19 protein-coding genes and 2 pseudogenes are annotated in these 22,872 nt (G+C 59.0%); 10 read left to right on the forward strand and 11 right to left on the reverse strand.

The window, feature by feature from the left end:
- Position 1 precedes the first annotated feature (1 nt).
- On the reverse strand, positions 2–451 hold the full coding sequence (locus AC1DZP_RS31465; protein ID WP_126067797.1) for a (2Fe-2S)-binding protein: 450 nt from the start codon (positions 449–451) through the stop codon (positions 2–4).
- 865 nt (positions 452–1,316) lie between these two features.
- On the opposite strand from AC1DZP_RS31465, the gene AC1DZP_RS31470 reads away from it, so the two are divergent.
- Complete coding sequence (locus AC1DZP_RS31470; RefSeq protein WP_477307746.1) at positions 1,317–2,168, forward strand: LysR family transcriptional regulator; 852 nt, start codon at positions 1,317–1,319, stop codon at positions 2,166–2,168.
- Positions 2,169–2,185: 17 nt separating this feature from the next.
- Here the strand turns inward: AC1DZP_RS31470 and AC1DZP_RS31475 are convergent, their stop codons facing one another.
- The 3 genes from AC1DZP_RS31475 to AC1DZP_RS31485 all read right to left on the reverse strand — a co-directional run bounded on the left by AC1DZP_RS31475 (position 2,186) and on the right by AC1DZP_RS31485 (position 4,061).
- Positions 2,186–3,016: a two-component system sensor histidine kinase NtrB gene (locus tag AC1DZP_RS31475; RefSeq protein WP_477307748.1), complete on the reverse strand. Its 831-nt coding sequence runs from the start codon at positions 3,014–3,016 to the stop codon at positions 2,186–2,188.
- 110 nt (positions 3,017–3,126) lie between these two features.
- Positions 3,127–3,630, reverse strand: coding sequence for a plastocyanin/azurin family copper-binding protein (locus tag AC1DZP_RS31480; protein ID WP_477307750.1), 504 nt, complete (start codon positions 3,628–3,630; stop codon positions 3,127–3,129).
- A gap of 17 nt (positions 3,631–3,647) precedes the next feature.
- Positions 3,648–4,061, reverse strand: a complete 414-nt coding sequence (locus AC1DZP_RS31485; protein ID WP_477307752.1) for a DUF5602 domain-containing protein — start codon at positions 4,059–4,061, stop codon at positions 3,648–3,650.
- A gap of 625 nt (positions 4,062–4,686) precedes the next feature.
- Here AC1DZP_RS31485 and AC1DZP_RS31490 point away from each other — a divergent pair.
- The 4 genes from AC1DZP_RS31490 to AC1DZP_RS31505 all read left to right on the forward strand — a co-directional run bounded on the left by AC1DZP_RS31490 (position 4,687) and on the right by AC1DZP_RS31505 (position 7,676).
- Positions 4,687–5,184 (forward strand): PTS sugar transporter subunit IIA, encoded by a 498-nt coding sequence (locus AC1DZP_RS31490; protein WP_477307754.1) that lies wholly within the window; start codon positions 4,687–4,689, stop codon positions 5,182–5,184.
- A gap of 1,306 nt (positions 5,185–6,490) precedes the next feature.
- The gene (locus AC1DZP_RS31495) at positions 6,491–6,895 is read left to right on the forward strand and encodes a group III truncated hemoglobin (protein WP_477307756.1); all 405 of its coding nucleotides are present in this window, start codon (positions 6,491–6,493) and stop codon (positions 6,893–6,895) included.
- A gap of 61 nt (positions 6,896–6,956) precedes the next feature.
- A complete protein-coding gene (locus AC1DZP_RS31500) occupies positions 6,957–7,415 on the forward strand; it encodes an RrF2 family transcriptional regulator (protein WP_477307758.1) in 459 nt (152 codons plus the stop codon).
- 117 nt (positions 7,416–7,532) lie between these two features.
- Positions 7,533–7,676 (forward strand): hypothetical protein, encoded by a 144-nt coding sequence (locus tag AC1DZP_RS31505; protein WP_477307760.1) that lies wholly within the window; start codon positions 7,533–7,535, stop codon positions 7,674–7,676.
- Here AC1DZP_RS31505 and AC1DZP_RS31510 read toward each other — a convergent pair.
- The 4 genes and pseudogenes from AC1DZP_RS31510 to hpaR all read right to left on the reverse strand — a co-directional run bounded on the left by AC1DZP_RS31510 (position 7,660) and on the right by hpaR (position 13,155).
- Entirely contained in the window at positions 7,660–7,902 is a 243-nt protein-coding gene (locus tag AC1DZP_RS31510) for a catalase (protein WP_477307762.1), read from the reverse strand. The genes AC1DZP_RS31505 and AC1DZP_RS31510 overlap by 17 nt on opposite strands.
- Before the next feature lie 123 nt (positions 7,903–8,025).
- Positions 8,026–8,232, reverse strand: a complete 207-nt coding sequence (locus tag AC1DZP_RS31515; protein WP_477307764.1) for a hypothetical protein — start codon at positions 8,230–8,232, stop codon at positions 8,026–8,028.
- 1,108 nt (positions 8,233–9,340) lie between these two features.
- Positions 9,341–12,316 carry a Tn3 family transposase gene (locus AC1DZP_RS31520; RefSeq protein WP_477307766.1) on the reverse strand — a complete coding sequence of 992 codons (2,976 nt, stop codon included), beginning with the start codon at positions 12,314–12,316 and terminating at the stop codon, positions 9,341–9,343.
- Between the two features lie 384 nt (positions 12,317–12,700).
- Positions 12,701–13,155 (reverse strand): annotated as a pseudogene (hpaR, locus tag AC1DZP_RS31525) (homoprotocatechuate degradation operon regulator HpaR).
- Between the two features lie 138 nt (positions 13,156–13,293).
- Here hpaR and AC1DZP_RS31530 point away from each other — a divergent pair.
- The 5 genes and pseudogenes from AC1DZP_RS31530 to hpaH all read left to right on the forward strand — a co-directional run bounded on the left by AC1DZP_RS31530 (position 13,294) and on the right by hpaH (position 17,944).
- Entirely contained in the window at positions 13,294–13,701 is a 408-nt protein-coding gene (locus tag AC1DZP_RS31530; protein WP_407067897.1) for a 5-carboxymethyl-2-hydroxymuconate Delta-isomerase, read from the forward strand.
- A gap of 30 nt (positions 13,702–13,731) precedes the next feature.
- Positions 13,732–15,236, forward strand: a pseudogene (gene hpaE, locus AC1DZP_RS31535) (5-carboxymethyl-2-hydroxymuconate semialdehyde dehydrogenase).
- A gap of 14 nt (positions 15,237–15,250) precedes the next feature.
- Complete coding sequence (hpaD, locus tag AC1DZP_RS31540) at positions 15,251–16,231, forward strand: 3,4-dihydroxyphenylacetate 2,3-dioxygenase (RefSeq protein WP_477307768.1); 981 nt, start codon at positions 15,251–15,253, stop codon at positions 16,229–16,231.
- A 34-nt stretch (positions 16,232–16,265) separates the two neighbouring features.
- Entirely contained in the window at positions 16,266–17,144 is an 879-nt protein-coding gene (locus AC1DZP_RS31545; RefSeq protein ID WP_477307770.1) for a fumarylacetoacetate hydrolase family protein, read from the forward strand.
- Positions 17,141–17,944: a 2-oxo-hept-4-ene-1,7-dioate hydratase gene (gene hpaH / locus AC1DZP_RS31550; RefSeq protein ID WP_477307772.1), complete on the forward strand. Its 804-nt coding sequence runs from the start codon at positions 17,141–17,143 to the stop codon at positions 17,942–17,944. The genes AC1DZP_RS31545 and hpaH overlap by 4 nt, the downstream gene beginning before the upstream one ends.
- 666 nt (positions 17,945–18,610) lie before the next feature.
- Here the strand turns inward: hpaH and AC1DZP_RS31555 are convergent.
- Genes AC1DZP_RS31555 through AC1DZP_RS31565 form a run of 3 tightly spaced genes read right to left on the reverse strand, consistent with a single transcriptional unit; the run spans position 18,611 to position 22,856 of the window.
- Positions 18,611–19,732, reverse strand: coding sequence for an ABC transporter ATP-binding protein (locus tag AC1DZP_RS31555; RefSeq protein ID WP_477307774.1), 1,122 nt, complete (start codon positions 19,730–19,732; stop codon positions 18,611–18,613).
- Positions 19,729–21,195 carry an NAD-dependent succinate-semialdehyde dehydrogenase gene (locus tag AC1DZP_RS31560; RefSeq protein ID WP_477307776.1) on the reverse strand — a complete coding sequence of 489 codons (1,467 nt, stop codon included), beginning with the start codon at positions 21,193–21,195 and terminating at the stop codon, positions 19,729–19,731. Before AC1DZP_RS31560 ends, AC1DZP_RS31555 begins: the two co-directional genes overlap by 4 nt.
- Positions 21,192–22,856, reverse strand: coding sequence for an FAD-dependent oxidoreductase (locus AC1DZP_RS31565; RefSeq protein WP_477307778.1), 1,665 nt, complete (start codon positions 22,854–22,856; stop codon positions 21,192–21,194). Before AC1DZP_RS31565 ends, AC1DZP_RS31560 begins: the two co-directional genes overlap by 4 nt.
- Positions 22,857–22,872: the final 16 nt, after the last annotated feature.

A 22,872-nucleotide genomic window follows, 5' to 3' on the forward strand; every position in this document is an offset into this window, starting at 1 on the left:
CCTATTCCGTCGCGCGCAATACGGCGCGGATAATCCGCGTATGCGTCCCACAGCGGCAGAGGTTGCCATTCAGCGCGGCGCGTACGTCTGCTTCGGTCGGCTTGGGATTGCGATCGATGAGCGCTTGGGCAGTCATGATCATCCCCGATAGGCAATAGCCGCATTGCGCCGCCTGTTCGTCAATGAACGCCTGCTGCAGCTTGCTTGCCTTGCCGTTCTCCATGAGCCCGGAAAGCGTGGTGACCGACCGTCCCCCGGCGCTGCTGGCCTTGGTCTGACAGGAACGGACGACCTCACCGTCAATCATCACGTCGCACGCTCCGCATTGTGACAATCCACAGCCGAATTTCAGGCCGTGTTGCTTCAAATCGTCTGTGAGCACCCATAACAACGTCGCATCGTCTGGCGCGTCTGCAGTGACATCTTGACCATTGAGTTGGAAATTTAACATCTTCGCATCTCCAGGATCGTCGCGTCCGTATGGTAGTGTTTACTCGGTTGGCTTATCAGTTGGAGGCAATGAGAAGCAGAACATCGGAAAATGCCGACGAGGTCGCTGTTACTTCGAGGAACCAGCAGCGGCTCAACCAGGCTTAGCTGCGTGCAATCTACGACCGTTCGATGAGTGCAAAGTCTCCCGCGCTATCTGTACAAAGTCGACGACGCATCTAGCGTTCCGACTGGCGAATTCAGCAAAAGCCTACTGACCGCGATAGCTATTTGGCAAACGAATAGAAATGTTATTTAAGTGCACTTTTTGTGCTGCCACATTAGGTATGTGGATATCGAACTCCACGAGGTGATCCGGCAACGGCAGATTTCCTCGTTGAGCGTTCGAGTCATGTCGCCGGGTGGCGATTGTTTGCCCATTGGCGAGCCAGGCAAAGAGATGGCCTCGGCGATCCCTGCGACGAGGTCGACATGCTCGCAGGAGACAGCCAGCTCGATACCTTTTGAGGCGACGCGTTGTCGTCCGCGCACTACAACGGTAGCTTCCACAAAAGAGCTCGCCCTAGACGGCAGCACCCCATGTCACTGACAGCCCCTGGCATCTGGTCCGTTCCCGCCCGCTCGGCACGTCCGGCCGCCAGATCCGGCAGCGACGACCTCTCCTCTCTCGTCGATATGATCTCCCCTGTCTCGTTATGAGCAACATGATGCAAGTACTGAGACGAGCATCGGGCCGAGCCAACCTTCGCCGACGAAACCAACCGACGCCGCGCTTGGCGGATTTTCCGAGGCCTAAATATGGGTGCTATCTATCTGACAAATGATTTCGATTGACCTTTGAACGCAATTTTTATGTTATACTGCCTATGGACATCGAGCTCGCTCGCACTTTTATCGAGATTGTTTCCAGCGGAAGCTTCATCCGGGCGTCGGAACGTTTGAATGTTGCTCAAACGACCGTGAGCGCGCGAATTCGCAGCCTCGAGCAACAACTCGGCCGCCCGCTTTTCGTCCGGCATAAAGGCGGCGCTTCGCTCACCCCCGCTGGCGAACAGTTCCTGCGCCACGCTCCGATGTTCGTCCAGCTATGGCAGCGCACGCTCCATCAGGTTGCTGTCCCGCCCGGCCGTCGTGCTGTTCTGACCGTCGGCAGCGAAGTCAGTCTTGCTCAACCTCTTCTGCTTGACTGGGTTCGATGGATGCGTCGATCCCTTCCGGATATCGCACTTCGGGTACACGTCGATGTGCCGCAGGATTTGATCAATCAGGTCGCGTCGGGAATGGTCGACTTAGCTATCATGTACGCGCCCCCGCACAGACCGGGTTTGAAGATCGATCTGCTGCTGGAGGAAAAACTCGTCCTCGTAACTACCAATTCAGAAGCGCACCTCCTGGGCGGATCCGATTATGTTTATATGGATTGGGGGCCGGACTTTACGCTTCACCATGGGATGAATTTCCCGAGTGCTGCGCCGGATCTTTCTTTCGACCTCGGTCCGCTCGCACTGAACTATGTACTTGCGGCCGGCGGTTCCGGTTATTTCAGGATGAGCGAGGCGCGGTCTCACATTGCGGCCGGGCGCCTCTACCTCGTACCTGAAATGCCGCAGTTCTCCTACCCGGTCTATGCGGTGCAATCTGCTAACGCCGATGAAACGGTAGCGGTCCCTGCCTTGGCAGGACTGCATACCGTCGCGAGCGGCGATATCAAACCATAAGAATTCTGGTACGACGTTCAGGGACTCGGTTGGATTGACGGGAACAAAAGATCAACTGTTGTTCCAACCCCGGGTTCGCTTGCAATGCTAACGTGACCACCAACCATTTGCACGAATGCACGTACCTGCGACAGCCCTATTCCGGTACCTTTCTCACCTTTCGTCGTAAAGTAGTGAGTGAACACCTTTCGCAAGACTTCTTCAGGCATGCCGCAACCGGGGTCCTTGACGCGAACGCGCGCATAGCTTCCCGGCCCGGGCGGATCAGGTGATGCCGCCGTCTGTACCATTCGCCCGGTAATGACGCGGATCTCGCCGCCATTTGGCATGGCATCGCGCGCATTGATGACGAGATTAAGCACTGCTGCGTCGAAAAATGCCGGGTCAATCAGGCACCCCGGGACATCGGAACCTAGTTCGAGCTTAACGCGGACATCTGGCCCGCCGCCATATCTCAAGAAAGGTTCAAAACTCCTGAGAAATTCATTCATGTCGCCAGTGTGGGCATCGAGTTCCTGATGCTTTGCAAAGGCGAGCAATAGCGACGTCAATTCGACCCCTCGATCGATCCCTTCCCGCGCTGCCGCAATGTAGGCACGCACACTTTCGGGCTCGTCTGCTCTCCGCTCGGCGAGCCCGAGCCCGGATTCGATTACTGTCAGGAGATTTCTGAAATCATGGGCTATACCGCCTGTCATTTCGCCCAGCGCGGCAAGCCGGTGCGTTGCGCGCTCCCGTTGCTCAGCTGCAGTTTGGACATCGAGAGGCGTGTCCGGCGCCTGGGTGCGCGCGTCGCGTTCCGACTGAGATGGTGGTTGAGTTTCACACGGAAACACGCAGCCTGTCATGAAAGTCGCCCCTACAGGTCACTGACGACGCCCGAGAAGCTCGCGCTCTCATTCGTATCGTCTTATTCGGTCCAGTTGTTGCCAAGGGTCGTGCCTCTCATGCGCATGATCTAAGCGCGCCGGACGATCCCTTTCGTCATGATGTCTTCGATGGTCGGAAATGCCTTGAGGGCCTCCTCCGGTAGGTCGCCATTCGCTCCCACCAGTTGAGGCCAGCCATGTGCCTCGGGTTCGCCGACGATAATACGGCCGACCATTCCAGCATGCTCATGAGGGATGCAATAGTAATCGTAGACCCCTTGCTCGGTGAAGGTAGCCGAAAAGCCTTCGTTGGGCAGGAGATAGTCGGAATCCCACGGCTTTGCGGCCTTGGGCATACGGAGCGGTCGCTCGAAGTTTGCCGGATTATACGCCGTCGTCGTGTGCGAATTGCCAGGATTGAGATTGGTCCAGCGGATCGTCTGTCCTGGTTTGATCAGAATACCGATCGGGTCGAACCAGACGTGTGAGCCGTCGTCGCGCCCTTGCATCCTAATGTCCACCACCTCGCTGGCCCACGCCGTCAATGGGAATAGGGAAAGGGCGGCGGCAAGCCCGCCGCCCGCGCCCAGCATCTCACGACGCGTGAGTGTCATTTGGCAACCCGCGCTTCGTCGGCAACCGAGACATGCCACAGCACGACGTGGGCATGCGGGACTTCGACGCCTGGATGGCCGGCATTGTAGTAGACGTCGACATGGTCGACATTCCCGCCCGGTGCCGCGAGGTTGTCAAAACGCTTGTCCGGGTTGAGATCCTTGATCGGCAACATGTAGATCGTGCTGACAAGCTTGCCATCGTGATCATAAGCAAGGAACGGACCGGCCGGCAGTGTCGCCGGATCGACGAAGAGCTGGCCCATGCCCGGCAGAAAGTCAGGCAACTTTACTAGCTTGCTTACCTGTTGGTAAGGCGCGGCCGGCGGCGATTTGGCTACGTCAGCTGCCGCCATGGCGCAAAGCGAGCTGGCCATTGTCACGACAAGTGCGAGGGCGAGCTTTTTCATAGGGGTATCTCCTTGTTGAATTCAAAAGCCGCGATGGCCGAATTTGGGAGACCGGTAAAAATGTGATTTTGCTGTTGATACGGCCTGTTCGCGCCGCCAGTAAGTAGGAGGCCCTTATGTTCGTCAAACGAAATTAACTGGCATTTCAGTGCACTATTTCTGCATGCCCGTGCGTTTTGTTTGGTATTCTTTTGGATCCGGTTCGAGACCAATGAATCCTGGTTCCGAACCTATTGGACAGGTTCGGAACGCGCGTTGCAGGATGTCGTTTGCCAGCAAGCCGCCACAAGGCAGGTCGGGTTGCACTCCCCGTCACGGCTGCCTTTTGTTGGTCCGAACCTTAACACAGTCCGCGGTAGGGCCGGAGTTCTCTGCCCCACGCTGTTTGCTTGATTTCGAAAAACCTTTCACTACATTTGAATTGCCATGAATAGTTCAACACTCCATTTCCGACGAGAGCCGCAGCGCCTCAAAGCAGGCCTCTAGCCCGGACGCGAAAAGACTCTGGCTTTGCGTCCGGGACAGCCAGATCCCAATTCAGTCCAAAGCGAACATCGCCTTGCGTAGGCAATGTGGCCGAACGCTCGTTCGCAATCGCGTTTGGATCAGGTTAGAGGCGACCGTGATGATCCCCCACCTCTTGTCAGAAGAAGACATTTCGCTTGACCTCGTCACAAAGGGAAAGCATTCGGCCTTGTCGAGGATCGCCGTCAGGATTGCACGGAGATCCGGGCTGGACGAACAGATGGTTCTCCGCGGTCTTTGGCACCGCGAGTGCCTCGGCTCGACCGGCATCGGCCGCGGCGTGGCGATCCCACACGCTTTGTTCGACATGATCTCTTCGCCTGCCGCGTCTTTCACACGACTGGCTCCGCCTATCGATTTCGACGGACCGGACGACGATCCCGTCGACATCGTTTACACGTTGCTCTGGCCGCGCTCCGCCGTTTCCGCCTTCCTTCCCGCTCTTTCACAGGTGTGCCGGGTGCTTCGGGCGCCTCGGACTCGAGAGGGACTGCGACAGGCACAGTCAGACAGTGAGGTGATGGCGGTACTGGATGCTGAGCTCCGTCCGGCCATTTCCATCAATTCGCACACTTACCAGGCCGGGCTTCATGCCTAGGCAGTTGAGTAATGCCTAGACGCATTAGTCGCGGACGTACGCCGCAGCCTATTCGCGAAACCAAGTACGAAGTCCCTGCCCTGGCCGATCGGCAAACCGTTGCACAAGCTCGATACGCCGTTAAATGAGGTCGTGATGCGACGAGAGTGAAGGGCCGCAATGATGGACGGAGCCACGCCACACGAGCTGAAAATGTTGCATCAGGTGGTAGAGGAGTATTGCCACGAAAATCGTATGCCGATGCGACCGACCGCGAATATATCGCCCTGCGGGTGTTCACAGCATTCAAGCTAGGAGTGACGTCGCCCGAGGCGCTTAAAAAGGGATTGCCAAAGCGTGCGGCTATCACAGATGCAACGTGGAAATGAGCAGCTGGGCAAGAAAGGCGTTGGGTCCGAGGTTCTGAAGCAGGTCGCTGGCAGTCGCACCCAACTGGCAGCCGCCCCGCCGACGATGCCATTCTCCGACGTCGAGGTCGCTACGTCCGACAAGTTCCCCCTTTAAGACCTTGGCCATCATCCTGACGCTGCCGGAGCGCTCGAGCCCGTCTAGGACACTGACCTTTTCTTCCTAAAAAAGCCTTCAAAAAACTGCCCACTGCGTTCCACCGCTATCACCTTTCTTCTTCTGCCGCGGAAAGGGTCAGGCGCCGGGTTGCTGACGTCGACCGTCACAACGGGCCTTTCTGTCGCCGCTACTGTCAGGACCTGAAAGCGTTCAACAGACAGAGCGCCAATTACGACGTAGCCTCCCGGTTGATCGTGACTCCTTAGGCGACGAGCTCGCAGGCGCGAAAGAGACACTCGCGAAGGCTCGTCCGGCCGTCCTGGGTAATCACGATCCTTTCGCCGAAGGCCAACAGCACGTCCACCATAAAACCTACCTTGCAATTGCATTCCCGTTTTATGGCTGTCTTCTCCTAAAACATAGATTGACAATATATCTTTTAGCGGGGATGCTGGCTGAAATACACAGACTGAGACATCATACGAATGCAAATCCATCGATCATCGTCCCATGACACAGCTGCAAGGTTGCGCATTTTCGCTGCTTGCGTCGAGGACGTCGCTCACATCGGCTATCGGGTCATCAGCCGTACAAAGCGAGCCGTACAGTCGGCTGCCTCGATCTCGCGTGGAATTCACTACGTCGAGGTTTATCCGGCATGTGAACCGTCAGGGACCCGGCAGATGGTGGACGACGATATTGAACGGCGGCTTGGCCGTGCGAAAAACGGAGCTGGCGGATGACTGGGAATGGTCGAAGCGCGAGAACGATTGTCATCGACGGCGTTCCGTTGCCTGAAGTGCTCGACGAGGCCATGATCCACGGTGTGGTTCACGGCTTCTACGATGAAATTCGCAGCGATGAGCTGCTCGGCCCCATCTTCCAAAGCAGGATCGATCCGGACGAATGGCCGCGCCATCTGGCGAAGATGTGCGACTTCTGGTCAGCGACACTGCTGCGAACATCCCGATACGAAGGGCGGCCACTGCCGCCACATCTGGCGATCCCGGGCCTTGGCGAGACTCATTTCCGGCGTTGGTTGAAGCTGTTTCGCGCAACGGTGCGCCGCATCTGCCCGCCCAAGGTCGCAGCGCTGTTCATGGATCGCGCACTGCGCATCGCTCACAGTTTCCGCCTGGCGGTCGCTTTCAGCCGCGGCGAGACCACGATTGGCATCGAACCGATCACCGAAGAAGGGCTGTAATGCCAGACTGGTTTCTGATCGGTTCCTGTAGCAGCACGACGATCCATTGGAGGAGCCGTCCATGCGGTTGACCAACTTTTCGGATTATGCGTTGAGAATGCTGATGTACGCGGCTGCTTCGGGCGGTCGCCTCATCACGATCGAGGAAGTTTCGCGCGTCTTTAACGTGTCGAGGACGCACCTCAACAAGGTTGCCAATACTCTGACGCGCAGCGGCTACCTAAAGGCCATCCGCGGTCGTTCCGGCGGCTTGGTTCTCGGGCGCCAGCCCGAAATGATCCGCATCGGCGACGTCATACGGCTGACCGAGCCCGATTTCGCGCTCGTAGAATGCTTCGCCACCGGAAACCAATGCGTACTCACTCGCTGTTGCAAGCTTTCGGGCATGTTTGGCGAAGCGATGGCCTCTTTCCAGAACACCCTTGACCGCTACACGCTTGCCGACGTCACGCTGATGCCTGAGGACTTCTTTGGCGGGCCGCTGCCTGGTCGAAACGGCGCGCAGCGGGGCAGCGGATAAGGCTCTATCTTTTTGTGTCGCTGGAGACAGAGCGATTGTGACGCGATGAATGAAGAGCACCACTATCGCCACGGTCAGTGCATCGACTACGTGCTTTTCCTCGGATGGAGACGAGCCATGATTGAACGAAAGAAGAACGAAAAGCGGGTAGTAAAACAGTTTGAGTCTGGAATCGACCAGGACAACAGCTTGCTGCCAATGCTGATCGCCGGGCTTGTCTTGATAGTTGTCGGCGCGATCGTGGTCATGATGTTTGTCTAGTTTCGGGACGAGGCAGCGAAAGGTTCGACCGACAGACCGCCTTACGCTCTTTGACTGCCGTGTGGGGTGCGACATCCCCGGTGCGATGCCTCCAGAAGCCAGGAACCTTCTCCCTGTTGAAATGCGCCATCTGTTCCAGAAAATGTACGTCGTGCAGCAGCAGAGGACCGTTCGATCCGATTGACAGGGAGTTCCGATCACTTGGCGCTGGTGCACCACTACTCATGGTGGAGCCGATGCTCTCCTTCTTATCCAGTCGCTCATATCGTCATTCCTTTCCGGACCGCCTCCGGCTCGTCGCCAAAATATCTTTGATCTTTGCGGTCATAGGTCCGCAATTATTTCGACGTCAATTAGACCGATAAAGAACGCGGAACTGCGGCGGTACGGGTCGCCCCATCGCTTGCCCCGGGACAGTGAGCACAGAGATAATCTGTTCGATTTCGACGCCACGTTCCAAAAGAGCGTCATTGAGCGCCACGACAGTGTCATCCGCGTAGAGCTCTCGAATTCTAACAGTTTGAGTTAAAACAGTTTTTTCCTTTTCAAGGGGCATGACAAATACTCCAAGAGGATTTCTAGAGGAATAGAGACGCGCGACTAGCGACTGCCGGGCACGGTGTGGCCAAGTGAATATGGTGTGGCTTGCTGTGCAGCGGAGGCCGATGTAGCGCATGCCTATGTCGAAACGCTTCACGTGTGTATTGCGCACACTGGTAACGGTTGCAGGTGAAGGGATCGAGCGTGGTTGGGAACGGACGGTTACCCCGGCGGTCTGCTCGTCTTATCTTAAGACGTGAGTACAAAAGGTCTTTGAGACGCGGGTACTGCCGTGCAAGCAACGTCAAGTTTGATAGAAACACCACGCTTAATGGCCGAGGCTACGACAATTTCCTCTAATTCCCGATCAGTCGCATCGCAATTTGGCAGACAAAGACGCATTGCCTGGATCGCGCGAGCCGTCGACAAGAATCCCGATTTACCTCTGGACCGCACATAAGCGTCAGCCACGTCTTCTGTCGAGCGCGTTGCGAAAAAGAGAGAAAGCGTCATTTTAGAACTCCGGCCTCATAAAATAAACATCGTAGATGATCACAATGCACACCTCCTGACATCCAGCATTAGTCTACATAAATTTTAACAAAAAAAATTCTAGTTGTTGGCAATAAGAAATCAATTCACTCTCGGCTCTGCATACAATACGGCTTGACACCTCTTGCCACGCACCTCGGAACAACCGGAGTGTATTGTTTCTCGTTAATTTGACAAACGAATTTCTTTGTCATTTGACCGCAGCTTTTTTGCTTCCACTATTCGGGTAGGCCCAATTCCGGGCTCGCGTTCGTGGATGCTGTCCGCCCCCTAGCCAAGCTGGACGGTTTGATCAACGTACCGGCTGAAGGGTGACCGACAGATTTCGGCGCGCAACCGCGCCCATCGGCCGTCAACACCTCACTTTTGCGGCGACGCGCGGCCCTTTCGGCGGCGGTTCATGCGATGGCGACGCGGTCCAGATAGATCAGGCGCTTCATACTGTAGAGGGATGTTATACTGTAGAGGATGTTGGCCATGCCAATCTTCGTCGTCGTGGCGCGTGCGATGCCAATGGGGTCGGAACAAGAACTGTTCCCAGCGACACGCTAAGGTCGAACCGAGCGTGAACGTCATGCGGCGTGGCGTAACCGAGCCGGAAGTCTGAGCGACCGGAAGCCTTCAGGCATCTGATGTTCTGCATCCCAGGTGTAGATGCCGGTCAGATTGATGTGTTCCCAGCTCAGCGGCGAGACGTGCTTGAGCAGATGGTCCGGGATCTCGCGATGCATTTTGCGCAAGTGGGTGACGGCCCGTTCGATATAGACCGTGTTCCAATGCACGATCGCGCTAACGACGAGGTTGAGGCCGGAGGCGCGGAACGCCTGGCTTTCGAATGATCGGTCACGGATTTCACCACGCTCGTGGAAAAAGACGGCGCGCTTCAGCTTATGCGCGGCCTCGCCCTTGTTGAGGCCAGCTTGGCACCTTCGCCGCAGTGCCGGGCTTGAGTACCATTCGATCATGAAGAGCGATCGCTCGATCCGACCGAGTTCGCGTAGAGCTCTGGCGAGTTGGCTTTCCTTCGGAGATGCGGACAGCTTCTTCAGGATCGTAGACGGCACCACGGATCGCGTCGTGATCGACGCCGCCAGATGGAGCAGATCGTCCCAATGGTCGAGAATCAGGGTGGTGTTGATCGGTGCCCCGATATGGTTCGACAGCGCCGGGTATGCATCGCCTTTCTCGAATGTGTGGAATTTCCGGTCTTTAAGATTGCGCAGTCGCGGTGCGAAGCGTTTGCCGATCAGAGCGAATAGCCCAAAGACGTGATCGCTCGCGCCGCCGGTGTCCGTGAAGTGCTCTTGGATGTCGAGGATTGTGTCCTGGTCGAATAGCCCATCGAGCACATAGGCGGCCTCGCTTTCGGTCGGACTGATGGGCAGAATGCTGAAGTAGCCATACTGATCGGAAAGATGGCTGTAAAATTTCGATCCGGGTTCGCTGCCATAGTGCAGATTGACGTCACCGCGCTTTGCGGCACGGTCGCTCGCGCGGAAGAATTGGCCATCGGACGATGATGTTGTTCCGTTGCCCCACAGTCGAGAATGCGGATGTCGGGTGTGTGCATCGGTGATACATGCTTGCGCCGCCCGATAGGTCTCGGACCGCGCGTGGAAGGTGCGCATCCAGCCGATCTGGTGCGCGCTGATGCCCTTGGACGCGCTCGCCATTCGCTTCGGACCGAGGTTGGTCGCATCGGCCAGCACGCCGGCCAGCATGGCCGAGACATTTCTTGGGACGTCGCCGGTGCGAACATGCGTGAAGAAATCCGCAAAGCCGGTCCATTCATGCACTTCCCTCAGCAGGTCGGGAACTTCGACCAACGGATACAACTCGCTGATCTCGGCATTCAATTCTTCGGCTGCGGCAGGCACCTCACCGACGATCGGCGTGACGATCAACGTTCCATTTTCAAGACGAACACCTTCGAGCTTTCCGGACCGCGCTCTATGCGCCAGACGCTTCAGGTTGAAGTCGAGCATGTGACGCGCTTCGGCAAGCCACTGCGCGCCGTCACCTTGGACGCCCAGTCCAAGACGGTCCTCCTCCTTCATGGACGTGAATGTTGACCGCGGCATCAGATGCTCGTCGATCGGCCGGAAGGATCGGCTGCCATCGACCCAAATGTCCGCAGATCTAAGCCGGTCCCGCAAAGCCGCGAGCGTCGCAATTTCATAGAGACGACGATCAGGTTTGTCCTGGCCGAAGATGAGCTTTCGATCGGACTGGCTTAGGTGAGTGACGGGAACGCGATCCGGAAGTGTCCGACGCTTCTCGGCATAGAGGCCTTTCAGGACCGAAATTGCCGCAAGAAGCGGATCGTGGCGGCGCGCTGAGCGGAACGTGAACGCCTGTAGGAACGCACCGGCATATTTGTTGACGGTCGCATATTGCTCTGCCGCCAAGGTCAACGGTGACGCCTCATTGTCATCGACCATCGACTCAAGCTCAGGCTTGATTCGGAGCAGGCGGTGCCACCCGACTTCCTGATCGAGAACCTCCAATGCGTTCCGGCCATAGTCGTTCGCGGATTGGAGAGCAGTGATGGTTTGGAGGAACATGCGCAGCGCCTTGGCGGTATCCGGCCTGCAGTCCATGTGCCGCTGCTTCTTGCGGTTATTGGCTTGCGAGAACAGCCGACCTATCAGCTTGTTGAACATCGACACTGCATCGTCCGTGAGCTTCTGGCCGAGCTTGATAATCTGCGCCACGATCAGGGCGTGTCGACGGCTGGTATTGAAGTCGTTGGCCAGCCATGCCGGTGTGGCGTTGCTCTCACGGATCATCTGATCCCACCGTCCGGAGGATATGCGCATCTGCAATTTCGGATCGATCTCCAGCGTGCGCAAAAATGCGATCCGTTCGGTCAGCCCAATCAGGTTCGAAGCACCAGGCGCATCCGGCGCCGATCTCAGCCAATGAAAGCGCGTCTGGCCGAGGGCCGGGTCCACCTCCAACAGCCTGTCCAAAAATGTAAGCCGATCGGGCGGGATACCTTCGACGAGTTCTTTCTCAGCCCGTCGGCGAGCTATCGCGCGACCGCCGAGGCCGATCTTCTCGATGGAATGCAGCGAGGGCAGGAGTGCGTTTCGTTTCCGGAACTCGGCAATGACTGCCGTCGCGATCGGCAACCCGTGATCGCCATTGGTCGCCGCATCGATTGCAGCCACAAGGGCGGCGCGGCGATCGTCTCTAGATGCAGTCCGGAGACCGAGGTAAGCCATCAACGATCGGCTGTGATCGAAGCGCGTCTGTACTCGATGCGCATAGAAGGCGTAGAGGCGCGCGTCGATACCAAGCTGATCCGCAAGATAGTCGATCACAGCCGCGGGTGGCTGCTCGTTATCCCACAAGAGCCGCCCCGTTTGTCGCATCGTGCAGAGTTGAACGGCGAAGCCCAGCTTGTTCTGCGGTCGCYGGCGGAGTTCGCATTCCAATCTATCTGACGGGTCCAGTGTAAAGTGACGGATCAGACTATCCTCGTCCGTCGCTATGCCCAGAAGTATCGCCGCTTCCTTTGAACTGACAAGCCGTCTTCTACCCACTCGCCTTCTCCCTCGGCACACTAAATTCCAAGGGAATTGGTTCGTCATCGGCCGGAGGCTTTCAACCAGCCCAGTGGCTTCATCTACAGATCTATGCGCGTGTTCGCGCTTCGTTCGACCTTAGCGTGTCTGCGGGAACGGTTCTTGTTCCGCCCCCTTTTTGCCATAGCTTCGCCGGCCAGCGCGATTGACGCCGAGCCATGGTCCTTTTCTGCTTCAGATCACGCTGAAATAAGGAACATATTCCTCCCCCGTCAAGGGCATGCTTGACTCTTTGTTCTCTTTTTGTTCACTATTGGCGGAAATGGCCATAGGAGGCAGAGGCGGCATTGCTCTATGTCAGTCGCAACTGCTTGCTGCCGACTGCACTGGTAGCTTCGGTGGTTAAGAGGATTCCGATTGGATCAGGCTTTCTAGCAGATCAAGCAGCCGGTCCTGCTGCTGGGCACCGTAGCGTTGCTCGATCGCCTCATAGATCGCGGCACGCTCAGGCGACAGGTCCTCGATCAGTGCCAGCCCGGCCGGACTGATGGCGATCAGTGCCCGACGCCCATCATCCTTTACCCTGTTGCGGGTGATGAACTGCCGCTCCTCCATCGCCTTGATGATGCGGGTCAAGCTAGGCGGCAAGATCGAGGCTCGATTGGCGAGTTCGGTTGCTTCGAGCGGCCCGGTTTCGGCAAGCACCCGCAGCACGCGCCATTGCTGCTCGGTGATGTCGTGTCGGGCAAGCATCGGTCGAAAGACGCCATGATCACTTCACGGGCACGAAGCAGGGCCATTGGCAGGGAGCGTTTGGTTTCCGTTATTCGCAAGGAAGACTCCACGAAGGCGCGCATGAGCCCATTGGCAATCACCCGCGAACTCACAGCCAAGTTAGGATGTCGAGCGCACGGGAAAGGATGTTGACCAAACTGCAAAGCAATTGACAATACATCAACAAAATGTAATACGCACGTTAATTAAAGACAGCGTATATGTCCGACTGGAGCGACAGCTTGCCGCACATGGTGATCGACTATTCGGCGAATCTCGACGCCAGGGTCGACATGACGGAGCTCTGCGCTTTGGTCTCGCGGACAATCCTCGAAACCGGTCTGTTCGAGCCGGGCGCGGTCAGGGTGCGCGCCTTTCGCGCTGATGCTTATGCCATCGCCGACCGTCTGCCCGAGAACGGTTTCATCGACCTGAACTTCCGCATCGGCAAGGGCCGCACTGACGAAGAGAAGAAACGCACCGGCGAAGCGATCTTCGCGGCAGTGTCCGAGCATCTCGCTTCATTGTTCACGACGCCGCATTTCGCGCTGTCGCTGGAGATCCGCGAGATCGACGCCGAACTGAGCTGGAAGAAGAATGCCATCCACCCGCGCCTGCGAGGCAAGTGACAGGGCGTGGCAAGTGACAGGAAAGACCTCATGGCTCTAGACGACAATCTGAAGAAGGCCGAGGCCTATCTCGACCGCTTCAAAAAGGGCGGCGTGCTCAACCAGATCGGCGGCGAGGCGGTACCCGCTGCCGACGGCTCGATCTATGAGACGATCTCGCCGATCGACCTGAAGCCGATCGCCACCGTTGCGCGCGGCAAGGCAGCCGATATCGACCGCGCCGCCAAGGCGGCGAAGGCGGCCTTTCGCGACTGGGCGGCGCTTGCCGGCGACGCCCGCAAGAAACTCCTGCACAAGATTGCCGACGCCATCGTCGCACGCGCCGAGGAGATCGCCTTTGTCGAGTGCATGGACACCGGCCAGTCGCTGAAGTTCATGGCCAAGGCAGCGTTGCGTGGTGCCGAGAACTTCCGCTTCTACGCAGATCGCGCGCCCGAAGCGCGCGATGGCCGCACGATCCGCGCGCCGAACCAGGTCAACATGACCACGCGCGTGCCGATCGGCCCGGTCGGCGTCATCACGCCATGGAATACGCCCTTCATGCTTTCGACGTGGAAGATCGCGCCGGCACTCGCACCATCGTCCACAAGCCGGCGGAACTGTCACCACTGACGGCGCGGCTGCTGGTCGAGATCGCCGAGCAAGCCGGCCTGCCCAAGGGCGTCTGGAACCTCGTCAACGGTTTTGGCGAGGATGCCGGCAAGGCGCTGACCGAACACCCTGACATCAAGGCGATCGGCTTCGTCGGCGAAAGCCGCACCGGCTCGATGATCATGAAGCAAGGCGCCGATACGCTGAAGCGCGTGCATTTCGAGCTCGGCGGCAAGAACCCGGTCATCGTCTTTGCCGACGCCGATCTGGAGCGCGCCGCCGACGCCGCCGTCTTCATGATCTACTCGCTCAACGGCGAGCGCTGCACCTCGTCCTCGCGCCTGCTGGTCGAGGCCTCGGTCTACGACAAATTCACCGCGCTGGTGGCGGAGAAGGCAAAGCGCATCAAGATAGGCCACCCGCTTGACCCCGAAACCGTGGTCGGTCCGCTGATCCATCCGGTGCATGAGGAGAAGGTTCTCTCCTACATCGAGATCGGCAAGTCGGAAGGCGCCACGGTCGCTGCCGGCGGCGGCAAATTCGCAGGTCCGGGCGGCGGCTGCTATGTCAGCCCGACGCTGTTTACCGGCGCCAACAACCGCATGCGCATCGCCCAGGAGGAAATTTTTGGACCGGTGCTGACCGCCATCCCGTTCAAGGACGAGGCCGAGGCGCTGGCGCTGGCCAACGACACCCAGTACGGCCTGACCGGCTATCTCTGGACCTCGGACGTCACCCGCGCCTTCCGCTTCACCGACGCGCTCGACGCCGGCATGATCTGGGTCAACTCAGAAAATGTGCGCCATCTGCCGACGCCGTTCGGCGGCGTTAAGAGTTCGGGCATCGGTCGCGACGGCGGCGACTGGTCGTTCGATTTCTACATGGAAACCAAGAACATCGCGTTCGCGACCGCGCCACACTCGATCCAGAAGCTCGGCGGCTGACCGGAGACATCAAGATGCCCTTGCCCACACCCAACCTCTACCCGGCCTTCAACATCGTGCGGCTGAGCCATGTCGAACTGGCAGTGACCGACCTCGCAAAATCACGCGCCTTCTATGTCGACACGCTCGGCCTGCAGGTGACCGACGAGAGCAAGGACGCGATCTATCTGCGCGCGCTGGAAGAGCGCGGCCACCATTGCATCGTGCTGCGGAAGGCTGCCAAGCCGGAAGCCCGCGACCTCGGCTTCAAGCTGTTCTCCGACGAGGATCTCGACAAGGCCGAGCACTTCTTCAGAGGCAAAGGCCTGCCGGTGGAATGGGTCGAGCGGCCGTACCAGTCACGGACCTTCCGCACCCGCGACCCGCACGGCATTCCGCTGGAGTTCTACTCGAAGATGGAGCGGCTGCCGCCGATTCACCAAAAATACGCGCTCTACAAGGGCGTCAAGCCGTTGCGCATCGACCACTTCAACTGCTTCTCGCCCAACGTCGATGAATCGGTGGCGTTCTACAACGAGCTCGGCTTTCGTGTCACCGAGTACACCGAGGATGCCAGCAGTGGAAAGCTCTGGGCGGCGTGGACGCACCGCAAGGGCGGCGTCCACGACATCGCCTTCACCAACGGTGTCGGACCGCGCCTGCACCACGTAGCCTTCTGGGTGCCGACCCCGCTCAACATCATCGATCTGCTCGACCTGATGGCGACGACCGGCTACCTCGCAAACATCGAGCGCGGACCCGGACGGCACGGCATATCCAATGCCTTCTTCCTCTATATCCGCGATCCGGACAACCACCGCATCGAGATCTATTGTTCGGACTACCAGACGGTCGATCCCGATCTGGAGCCGATCAAGTGGGACCTGAAGGACCCGCAGCGACAGACGCTGTGGGGCGCGCCGGCGCCAAAAAGCTGGTTCGAGGAAGGCAGCGTCTTTGCCGGCATCGAGCCGCGCCAGCCCGATCTCTCGGCCTCACCGATCATCGCGCCGTGACGATGGCTGGAACAGGCGTGATAGGGAAATCAGCATGACGGCACAGGCACGGCTCGCTACCTTCACCATCGGCGGCAAGACACGCTACGGCGCGATCACCGGCAAGGGCGTCGTCGACCTGTCGGCGCGCCATAGCCAGTGGCCGACTTTGCGCGAAGTGATAGAGGCCGGCGCCTTGCAACATCTGGCGGAAGAGGCGGATGCCTTTGCCGCCGATTTTTCCCTCGACGACATCGCCTACGACACTCCGGTCCCCTCCCCGGAAAAGATCATCTGCGTCGGCGTCAACTTTCCCGACCGCAACGAGGAGTACAAGGACGGCCAGGCAGCCCCCTCCAACCCGTCGCTGTTTATCCGCTTCCCGCGCTCCTTCGTCGGCCATGGCGCGCCGCTGGTACGGCCGCCGGAATCGCCGCAGCTCGACTATGAGGGTGAGATCGTCATCGTCATCGGCAAGGCCGGCCGGCGGATCGCCGAGAAGGATGCGCTCGACCACATCGCAGCACTTTCGCTCTGCAACGAAGGCACCATCCGCGACTGGGTCCGCCACGCCAAGTTCAACGTCACCCAGGGCAAAAATTTCGACCGCACCGGCGCCATCGGCCCATGGCTGGTGCCCTACACCAGCGAGGCGCAGATCGCCGACATCGCGCTGACCACCCGCGTCAATGGCGAGCTGCGGCAACAGGACCGCACCAGCCGCATGATCTTTTCCTTCCGCAAGATCATCAACTATGTCTCGACCTTCACCACGCTGGTGCCCGGCGACGTCATCGTCACCGGCACGCCGACCGGCGCCGGCGCCCGTTTCGACCCGCCGATCTGGCTGAAGCCGGGCGATGTCATCGAGATCGAGGCCGACGGCATTGGCCTGCTGCGCAACGGCGTCGTCGACGAGGGGACAGCGCAATGACCCCCGAGCAAGTCGAGGACGCCGCAGCGCGGCTGTTCGAAGCCGAACGCAACCGCCGGCAGATCAGGCTGCTCAGCCTCGATTTTCCCGATGCGACGATGGACGACGCCTACCTGGTGCAGGCAGCACTGGTGAAGCGCAAGGTCGCGTCGGGCCTGACGATCAAGGGCTGGAAGATCGGCCTGACTTCCAAGGCCATGCAGTCGGCGCTTGCCATCGACATTCCCGATTCCGGCATTCTGTTCGACGACATGTTCTTCGAGGATGGCGGCACCGTTCCCGCCGACCGCTTCATCCAACCTCGCATCGAGGCCGAGATCGCCTTCGTCATGAAGGCGCCGCTGTCGGGGCCGGACGTATCGATCGACGACGTGCTCGACGCCACCGACTACATTACCCCTGCCCTTGAAATCCTCGACACCCGCATCGAGCGCGTCAACAAAGAGACCGGCAAGATCAGGACCTTCTTCGACACCATCTCCGACAATGCCGCGAATGCCGGCATCGTCATCGGTGGTCGCGCGTCTGGGCCGCGCGAGGCCGACCTGCGCTGGATCGGCGCCATCCTGTCTCGCAATGGCGAGGTCGAGGAAACCGGCCTTGGCGCCGGCGTGCTCGACCATCCGGCCAAGGGCATCGTCTGGCTGGCCAACCGGCTGCATCAATACGGCATGCAGATCGCCGCCGGACAGGTTGTGCTGTCAGGCTCGTTCGTGCGCCCGGTGGAGGCGCGCCACGGCGACAGCATCGTTGCCGATTTCGGCCCTCATGGAACAATCCGCATCGCGTTCGCCCGCTAGAGCGGCGCTTGAAACAGACTTGCTGTGCCTCGTCACTTCAGCCTATGAGCAAGCTTCAGTCGGTCGAACTCGCCCGCACCGGCCGCATTAGCAAAGCCAAAGCCGAGATGGTGCGGACCGCCCTCACCTTAAGAAGTGGCAACGACATATGAGCCGTATGGTCAATGGTCCGCGCGTCTGGGCCGTGAGGCCGCCAATCGGCAGGCTCCGAAAAAAGCCAAGATCGCACTCGCCCGAAAGCTCGCGGTCATCCTTCGTCGCATCTGGGCGACAGCACCGAGTTCCCGCCGGACCGATAGAGGTGAATCGGCTGCATAGGGGCACTGCTCTCACCTGTAGCGAGCCTAGATCCTTGACGGGACGCTGGGTCGAGTGGAAACCACCATCGGTGGAATGGTCCACGTCAGGCAGAATGGCTCCGAATGACGCGTATTTGCCGCCAATCGCCGCATGAACGGACGGAGATCGTTCGGAGTCCCAGCACCTGGACTTGAATATGGCCGATCGTTAACGAGCGAGAGAAATTGAAGCCCGGACAAAGTGCGGACTTCCTGGGCGCACGCCTTGCATCCGATACGCGTGCCTCTACCCGTGCTTTGATTAAATGCTGGGGAGACATTGCTGTTAGTCGAAGCGAAGAACGACGGTGGCTTGCTGACAGAGACCTCACCGAAAGGCGCGGCAGTCTTTTGGGTCCCAGCCTATCTTCACATCAACGCCAGGCCGCAGTGGCAGGTCGGATCTTGCGTTGACTGTCTTAATGATGAAGTTCTCCGAGCCCGCCGCGTGAACTTTCACCCGAATATGGTCGCCGTGATAAATCGTATCGAGCACCTTGCCATCGAATTGGTTCATCGGGTCTGGAAAGTCATGGCCCAATAGACAGCGTTCCGGGCGGACCGAAATTATCACGCTATCGCCTGGCGCGAGAGACTCATCGGCGACTGCACGCACAACGCCACCGCCTGACAAGGCAACATCGTACAGTCCGTCCTTGCCGGACTTGGCGACCTTCCCTATCAGCGTATTGTTCTCACCAATGAACCGGGCGACGAACGCGTTGGCGGGACGTTCATAGAGGTCCTGCGGTGTCGAAAGCTGCTGGATGATGCCATCCTTGAACACGGCTATCCGGTCCGACATGGTCAGGGCTTCGGATTGGTCGTGGGTCACGTAGATCATTGTGATGCCGAGACGATCATGCAGCGCCTTGATTTCGTATTGCATCTGCTCTCGCAAATGCTTGTCCAACGCGCCCAGCGGTTCATCCATCAGAACCACTGTCGGCTCGAAGATGAGTGCCCGCGCCAGCGCGACGCGCTGCTGCTGGCCGCCGGAAAGCTGCGAGGGGCGTCGCCCTGCGAAATTGGGCAGCTCAACCATCTCGAGCGCGCGTTTGACCCGGTTGGCGATGTCGGCCTTGGCGACGCGGCGCACCTCAAGGGGAAAGGCGAGATTCTGTGCCACGGTCATGTGCGGGAACAGTGCATAGCTCTGGAACACCATGCCGATGCCGCGCTCATGCGGCGGCGTCTGGGTCACTGGCCGTCCGTCCAGCAGGATTTCTCCTGAGGTGGCATCCTGAAAGCCAGCAAGCATCATCAGAGTGGTCGTCTTGCCGGAGCCCGACGGGCCGAGCAAGGTGAGGAATTCGCCCCTGAGTACGTCGAGGTTGAGGTTTTTGACGACGAGGCCAAGGCCTCCATACGATTTCTGTACATTGATGAACCGGACCAGTGCGGTCTCGTCATGGGCTCGCGCGGGATTTGCCGACAAGTCGCTCATCATATCTGGCTCACGAATTTGCTGACGAGACAGGTCTCAAGGCCTTCGACACCGTTTTCGGCCCCGTGTCCGCTGTCCTTAATGCCCAGAAACGGCGTCTCGGGAAAGGAAATGGTAAAGCTGTTGATCCCGACCATCCCCGTTTCGAGCCCGCTGGAAAATGCCTTCGCCGCGTCTGCGGTCGCGCCGAAACCATAGCTGGCCAGACCGTAGGGAAGCCGATTGGCCTGCTTGATTCCACTTTCGATCGAGTCGATCGGATTGATCAGAGCCACGGGGCCAAACGGTTCCTCATTCATGACACGCGCATGTTCTGATACATCGCACAACACCGTCGGTGAAAAGAAGTAACCGGGGCTGTTACGCCGATGGCCGCCGGCACGCAGGTTAGCCCCGTGCTTTTCGGCATCGGCCACGAGTTCATCCAGCGCAGACCCGCGTCTCGAATGGGCAAGAGGTCCCATGGCCGTATCTTCCAGGAAGCCATCGCCGACCACAACGCCATCCGCAATGGCAGCGAAGCGTTCGACAAACTCAACATAGATCGCCTTGTGGACATAAAAGCGGGTCGGCGACACGCACACTTGGCCGGCATTGCGATATTTCGCCATCGCTGAAAGCCGCACGACGGCATCGATGTCGACATCACGGTCGACAATGACCGAACCGTGGCCGCCGAGTTCCATCGTTGTCCGCTTCATGCCTGCGGCGCAGAGCGCCATCAGATGTTTTCCGACTGGCACCGAACCGGTGAACGATACCTTGCGTATGATCGGGGAGGCGATCAGATACGATGAAATCTCGGCAGGTATACCGAACAGCATTGATATCACGCCCTTGGGAATCCCTGCATCGTCCAGCGCCTGGACGATCGACATGGCACTGGCTGGCGCTTCTTCGGGTGGTTTGAGAATGCACGAGCAACCCGCGGCCAATGCCGCGCCCAGCTTTCTGGCCGGATTGACGGCTGGAAAATTCCAGGGCGCGATCGCCAGCACCGGGCCGACTGGTTCCTTGACCACGAATTGCTGCATCCCTTCGATGCGCGAGGGTATGATCCTGCCGTAAGCCCGGCGCCCCTCCTCGGCAAACCATTCCAGAGTCTGCGCAGCGGCTTCCGCCTCGATACGGGCCTCGGCCAGAGGTTTGCCTTCTTCGAGCGTGATCAGACGCGCGATGCTCTCACCCCTTTCCCGAACGATTGCGGCCGCGCGGCGGATGATATCGGAACGGTCAAGGGGCGAACGTCTCCGCCATAGCTCGAAGCCGGTTGCCGCCGCCGCTAGAGCGGCATCCATGTCGGCCTGAGTTGCCACGGGCAGGTTGCCAAGAACGGCCTCGGTCGCGGGATTGAAGACCGGTATTGACTCACGATCGCCTCGCTCATGCCATTCGCCGCCGATCAGTAAGCGCAGATCGGGATAGGATTGAACCGCTGAAACGGTCCTCTGAGGGTTGTTGGTCATGCTGCCTCGTGCTGTATGGCCATTCCGCAAATAAGCTGGATAAGACCGAGCGGATCAGTCGGTGCGGTATCACCCCGCCAGGCGACATGCTGGTCGGGCCGCGAGAGGACCAAGGCCTTGTCGTAGACGCCAGCAGCGTCCTCCGCCGTGACATCGAGCAACCGGACAGGAACAGCGATCGCGTTCGCTGCGGCCAAGAATGTGGTCACGTCAATCGAAGGATCAAAGCGAAGCAGCGTGTAATCGGGACCCATCGCGTCGTAGAGCGAGCGGCCATCGTCGAGCCAGACGTGAGGGGTCCGGCAGCCCGGAACCGTGGACGGTGTGAAGTCGGCCATGCCGTAGGCAGGTGGTTTTTCTCCGTCATAGGCGATGATGGGGGATTGGTCATAAAAATAGCCAAAGTTCAGCCCGCCGCAGCAATATTGCTGAACGTTGAGGTCATAGGCGAGTTTGCCAAGCGCGGCTCTTGCTCGCTGGCCCTCGGCGTCGTCATCATCGATGTTGTCAGGAATGTCGCCGCGTTGCTTCGACAACGCCAGCGCATGGTTCATCGCAAAATGCGACACCTGCTCGGTGATGGGCAGCCGCTCTTTCTCATGGGCGTCAACAATGGATGCCGGCGCCCAGCCGTTCAGGTGAGCGGCGAGCAGCCAGGCGAGGTTTGCAGCGTCTGCGATGCCGGCATTCATGCCGTACCCGGCCATCGGCACCCATAGATGGGCCGCGTCGCCGCAGATGAAGACGCGCCTGTCGCGGAACTTGTCGGCTACCAGGCGCCGACCGATCCAGTCTTCCTTGCTAAGAATTTCGTACGCGAAATCAGGACCGACGCCGAGGATGGTTCGCAACGCCCAGTCGCGGTCGATGGCTTCAAAGTCTTCCTCGCCCGGCCTGAGATAGTTGTGAACCAGCCACTTCTCCTTGCCGTCGATCGCATAGACATTGCCGGAACGCTGCGGGTTGAGGGAGAATGTCGCCCAAGCGGGCTTCAGGTTGCTGAGCGACAGCAGCGACGGCGCTCTGATATAAGTGGACTGGACGCGCTGCACGACCGCCGTACCGGAAAGCTTGGCGCCAATCGCCTTACGCACGCCGGAACGCGAGCCATCGCAGCCAACCATATAGCGAGCGCGAATGGAGATGGTCTCGCCCGTATCGAGCAGCCGCCCCGTTGCCTGAACGCCATCGTCATCCTGGGTGAAATCATTGATCTGGACACGGTTGAGCAAGGAGAGATTCGGCATCGCCGCGGCATGGGCGAACAGCACCGGTTCGATATAGATTTGGTTGATCCGGTGCGGCGGCTCCGGCGTCGGCCACCATGTGTCAGGGCCGCCGGTCGCCGTATAGCGGTCCTTCCGGCACGGAATTTCGATGCGCGACAATTCCTTGCCGGTGAAGCTCACTCGGTAGGAAATGTCGTTGGAATAGTCGGCCGGCAAGCCGGTTTGCCGCAGCTTTCCGGCAACGCCCAAGCGGCGGAAAATCTCCATCGAACGAGCTGCTATGTGATTGCATTTGACACTCGGCGGCTCCCCCTCATGCCGCATTTCCACCACCAGCGTCTCCACGCCGCGCGACGCGAGATCCATGCCGAGGGTGAGGCCGACCGGGCCGCCGCCGACGACAAGCACCTGTGTTTCTATCGTTCGTGTCATTGCGAATGAATACCTA

The sequence above is a fragment of the Mesorhizobium sp. P2_F8 genome (assembly GCF_056403655.1).

What these genes read in the sequence shown, in the direction of transcription:
- AC1DZP_RS31465 (WP_126067797.1), bottom strand. Translation starts at nt 451, where the DNA reads ATGTTAAATTTCCAACTCAATGGTCAAGATGTCACTGCAGACGCGCCA.
- AC1DZP_RS31470 (WP_477307746.1), top strand. Translation starts at nt 1,317, where the DNA reads ATGGACATCGAGCTCGCTCGCACTTTTATCGAGATTGTTTCCAGCGGA.
- AC1DZP_RS31475 (WP_477307748.1), bottom strand. Translation starts at nt 3,016, where the DNA reads ATGACAGGCTGCGTGTTTCCGTGTGAAACTCAACCACCATCTCAGTCG.
- AC1DZP_RS31480 (WP_477307750.1), bottom strand. Translation starts at nt 3,630, where the DNA reads ATGCTGGGCGCGGGCGGCGGGCTTGCCGCCGCCCTTTCCCTATTCCCA.
- AC1DZP_RS31485 (WP_477307752.1), bottom strand. Translation starts at nt 4,061, where the DNA reads ATGAAAAAGCTCGCCCTCGCACTTGTCGTGACAATGGCCAGCTCGCTT.
- AC1DZP_RS31490 (WP_477307754.1), top strand. Translation starts at nt 4,687, where the DNA reads ATGATCCCCCACCTCTTGTCAGAAGAAGACATTTCGCTTGACCTCGTC.
- AC1DZP_RS31500 (WP_477307758.1), top strand. Translation starts at nt 6,957, where the DNA reads ATGCGGTTGACCAACTTTTCGGATTATGCGTTGAGAATGCTGATGTAC.
- AC1DZP_RS31505 (WP_477307760.1), top strand. Translation starts at nt 7,533, where the DNA reads ATGATTGAACGAAAGAAGAACGAAAAGCGGGTAGTAAAACAGTTTGAG.
- AC1DZP_RS31510 (WP_477307762.1), bottom strand. Translation starts at nt 7,902, where the DNA reads ATGAGTAGTGGTGCACCAGCGCCAAGTGATCGGAACTCCCTGTCAATC.
- AC1DZP_RS31515 (WP_477307764.1), bottom strand. Translation starts at nt 8,232, where the DNA reads ATGCCCCTTGAAAAGGAAAAAACTGTTTTAACTCAAACTGTTAGAATT.
- AC1DZP_RS31530 (WP_407067897.1), top strand. Translation starts at nt 13,294, where the DNA reads ATGTCCGACTGGAGCGACAGCTTGCCGCACATGGTGATCGACTATTCG.
- hpaD (WP_477307768.1), top strand. Translation starts at nt 15,251, where the DNA reads ATGCCCTTGCCCACACCCAACCTCTACCCGGCCTTCAACATCGTGCGG.
- AC1DZP_RS31545 (WP_477307770.1), top strand. Translation starts at nt 16,266, where the DNA reads ATGACGGCACAGGCACGGCTCGCTACCTTCACCATCGGCGGCAAGACA.
- hpaH (WP_477307772.1), top strand. Translation starts at nt 17,141, where the DNA reads ATGACCCCCGAGCAAGTCGAGGACGCCGCAGCGCGGCTGTTCGAAGCC.
- AC1DZP_RS31555 (WP_477307774.1), bottom strand. Translation starts at nt 19,732, where the DNA reads ATGATGAGCGACTTGTCGGCAAATCCCGCGCGAGCCCATGACGAGACC.
- AC1DZP_RS31560 (WP_477307776.1), bottom strand. Translation starts at nt 21,195, where the DNA reads ATGACCAACAACCCTCAGAGGACCGTTTCAGCGGTTCAATCCTATCCC.
- AC1DZP_RS31565 (WP_477307778.1), bottom strand. Translation starts at nt 22,856, where the DNA reads ATGACACGAACGATAGAAACACAGGTGCTTGTCGTCGGCGGCGGCCCG.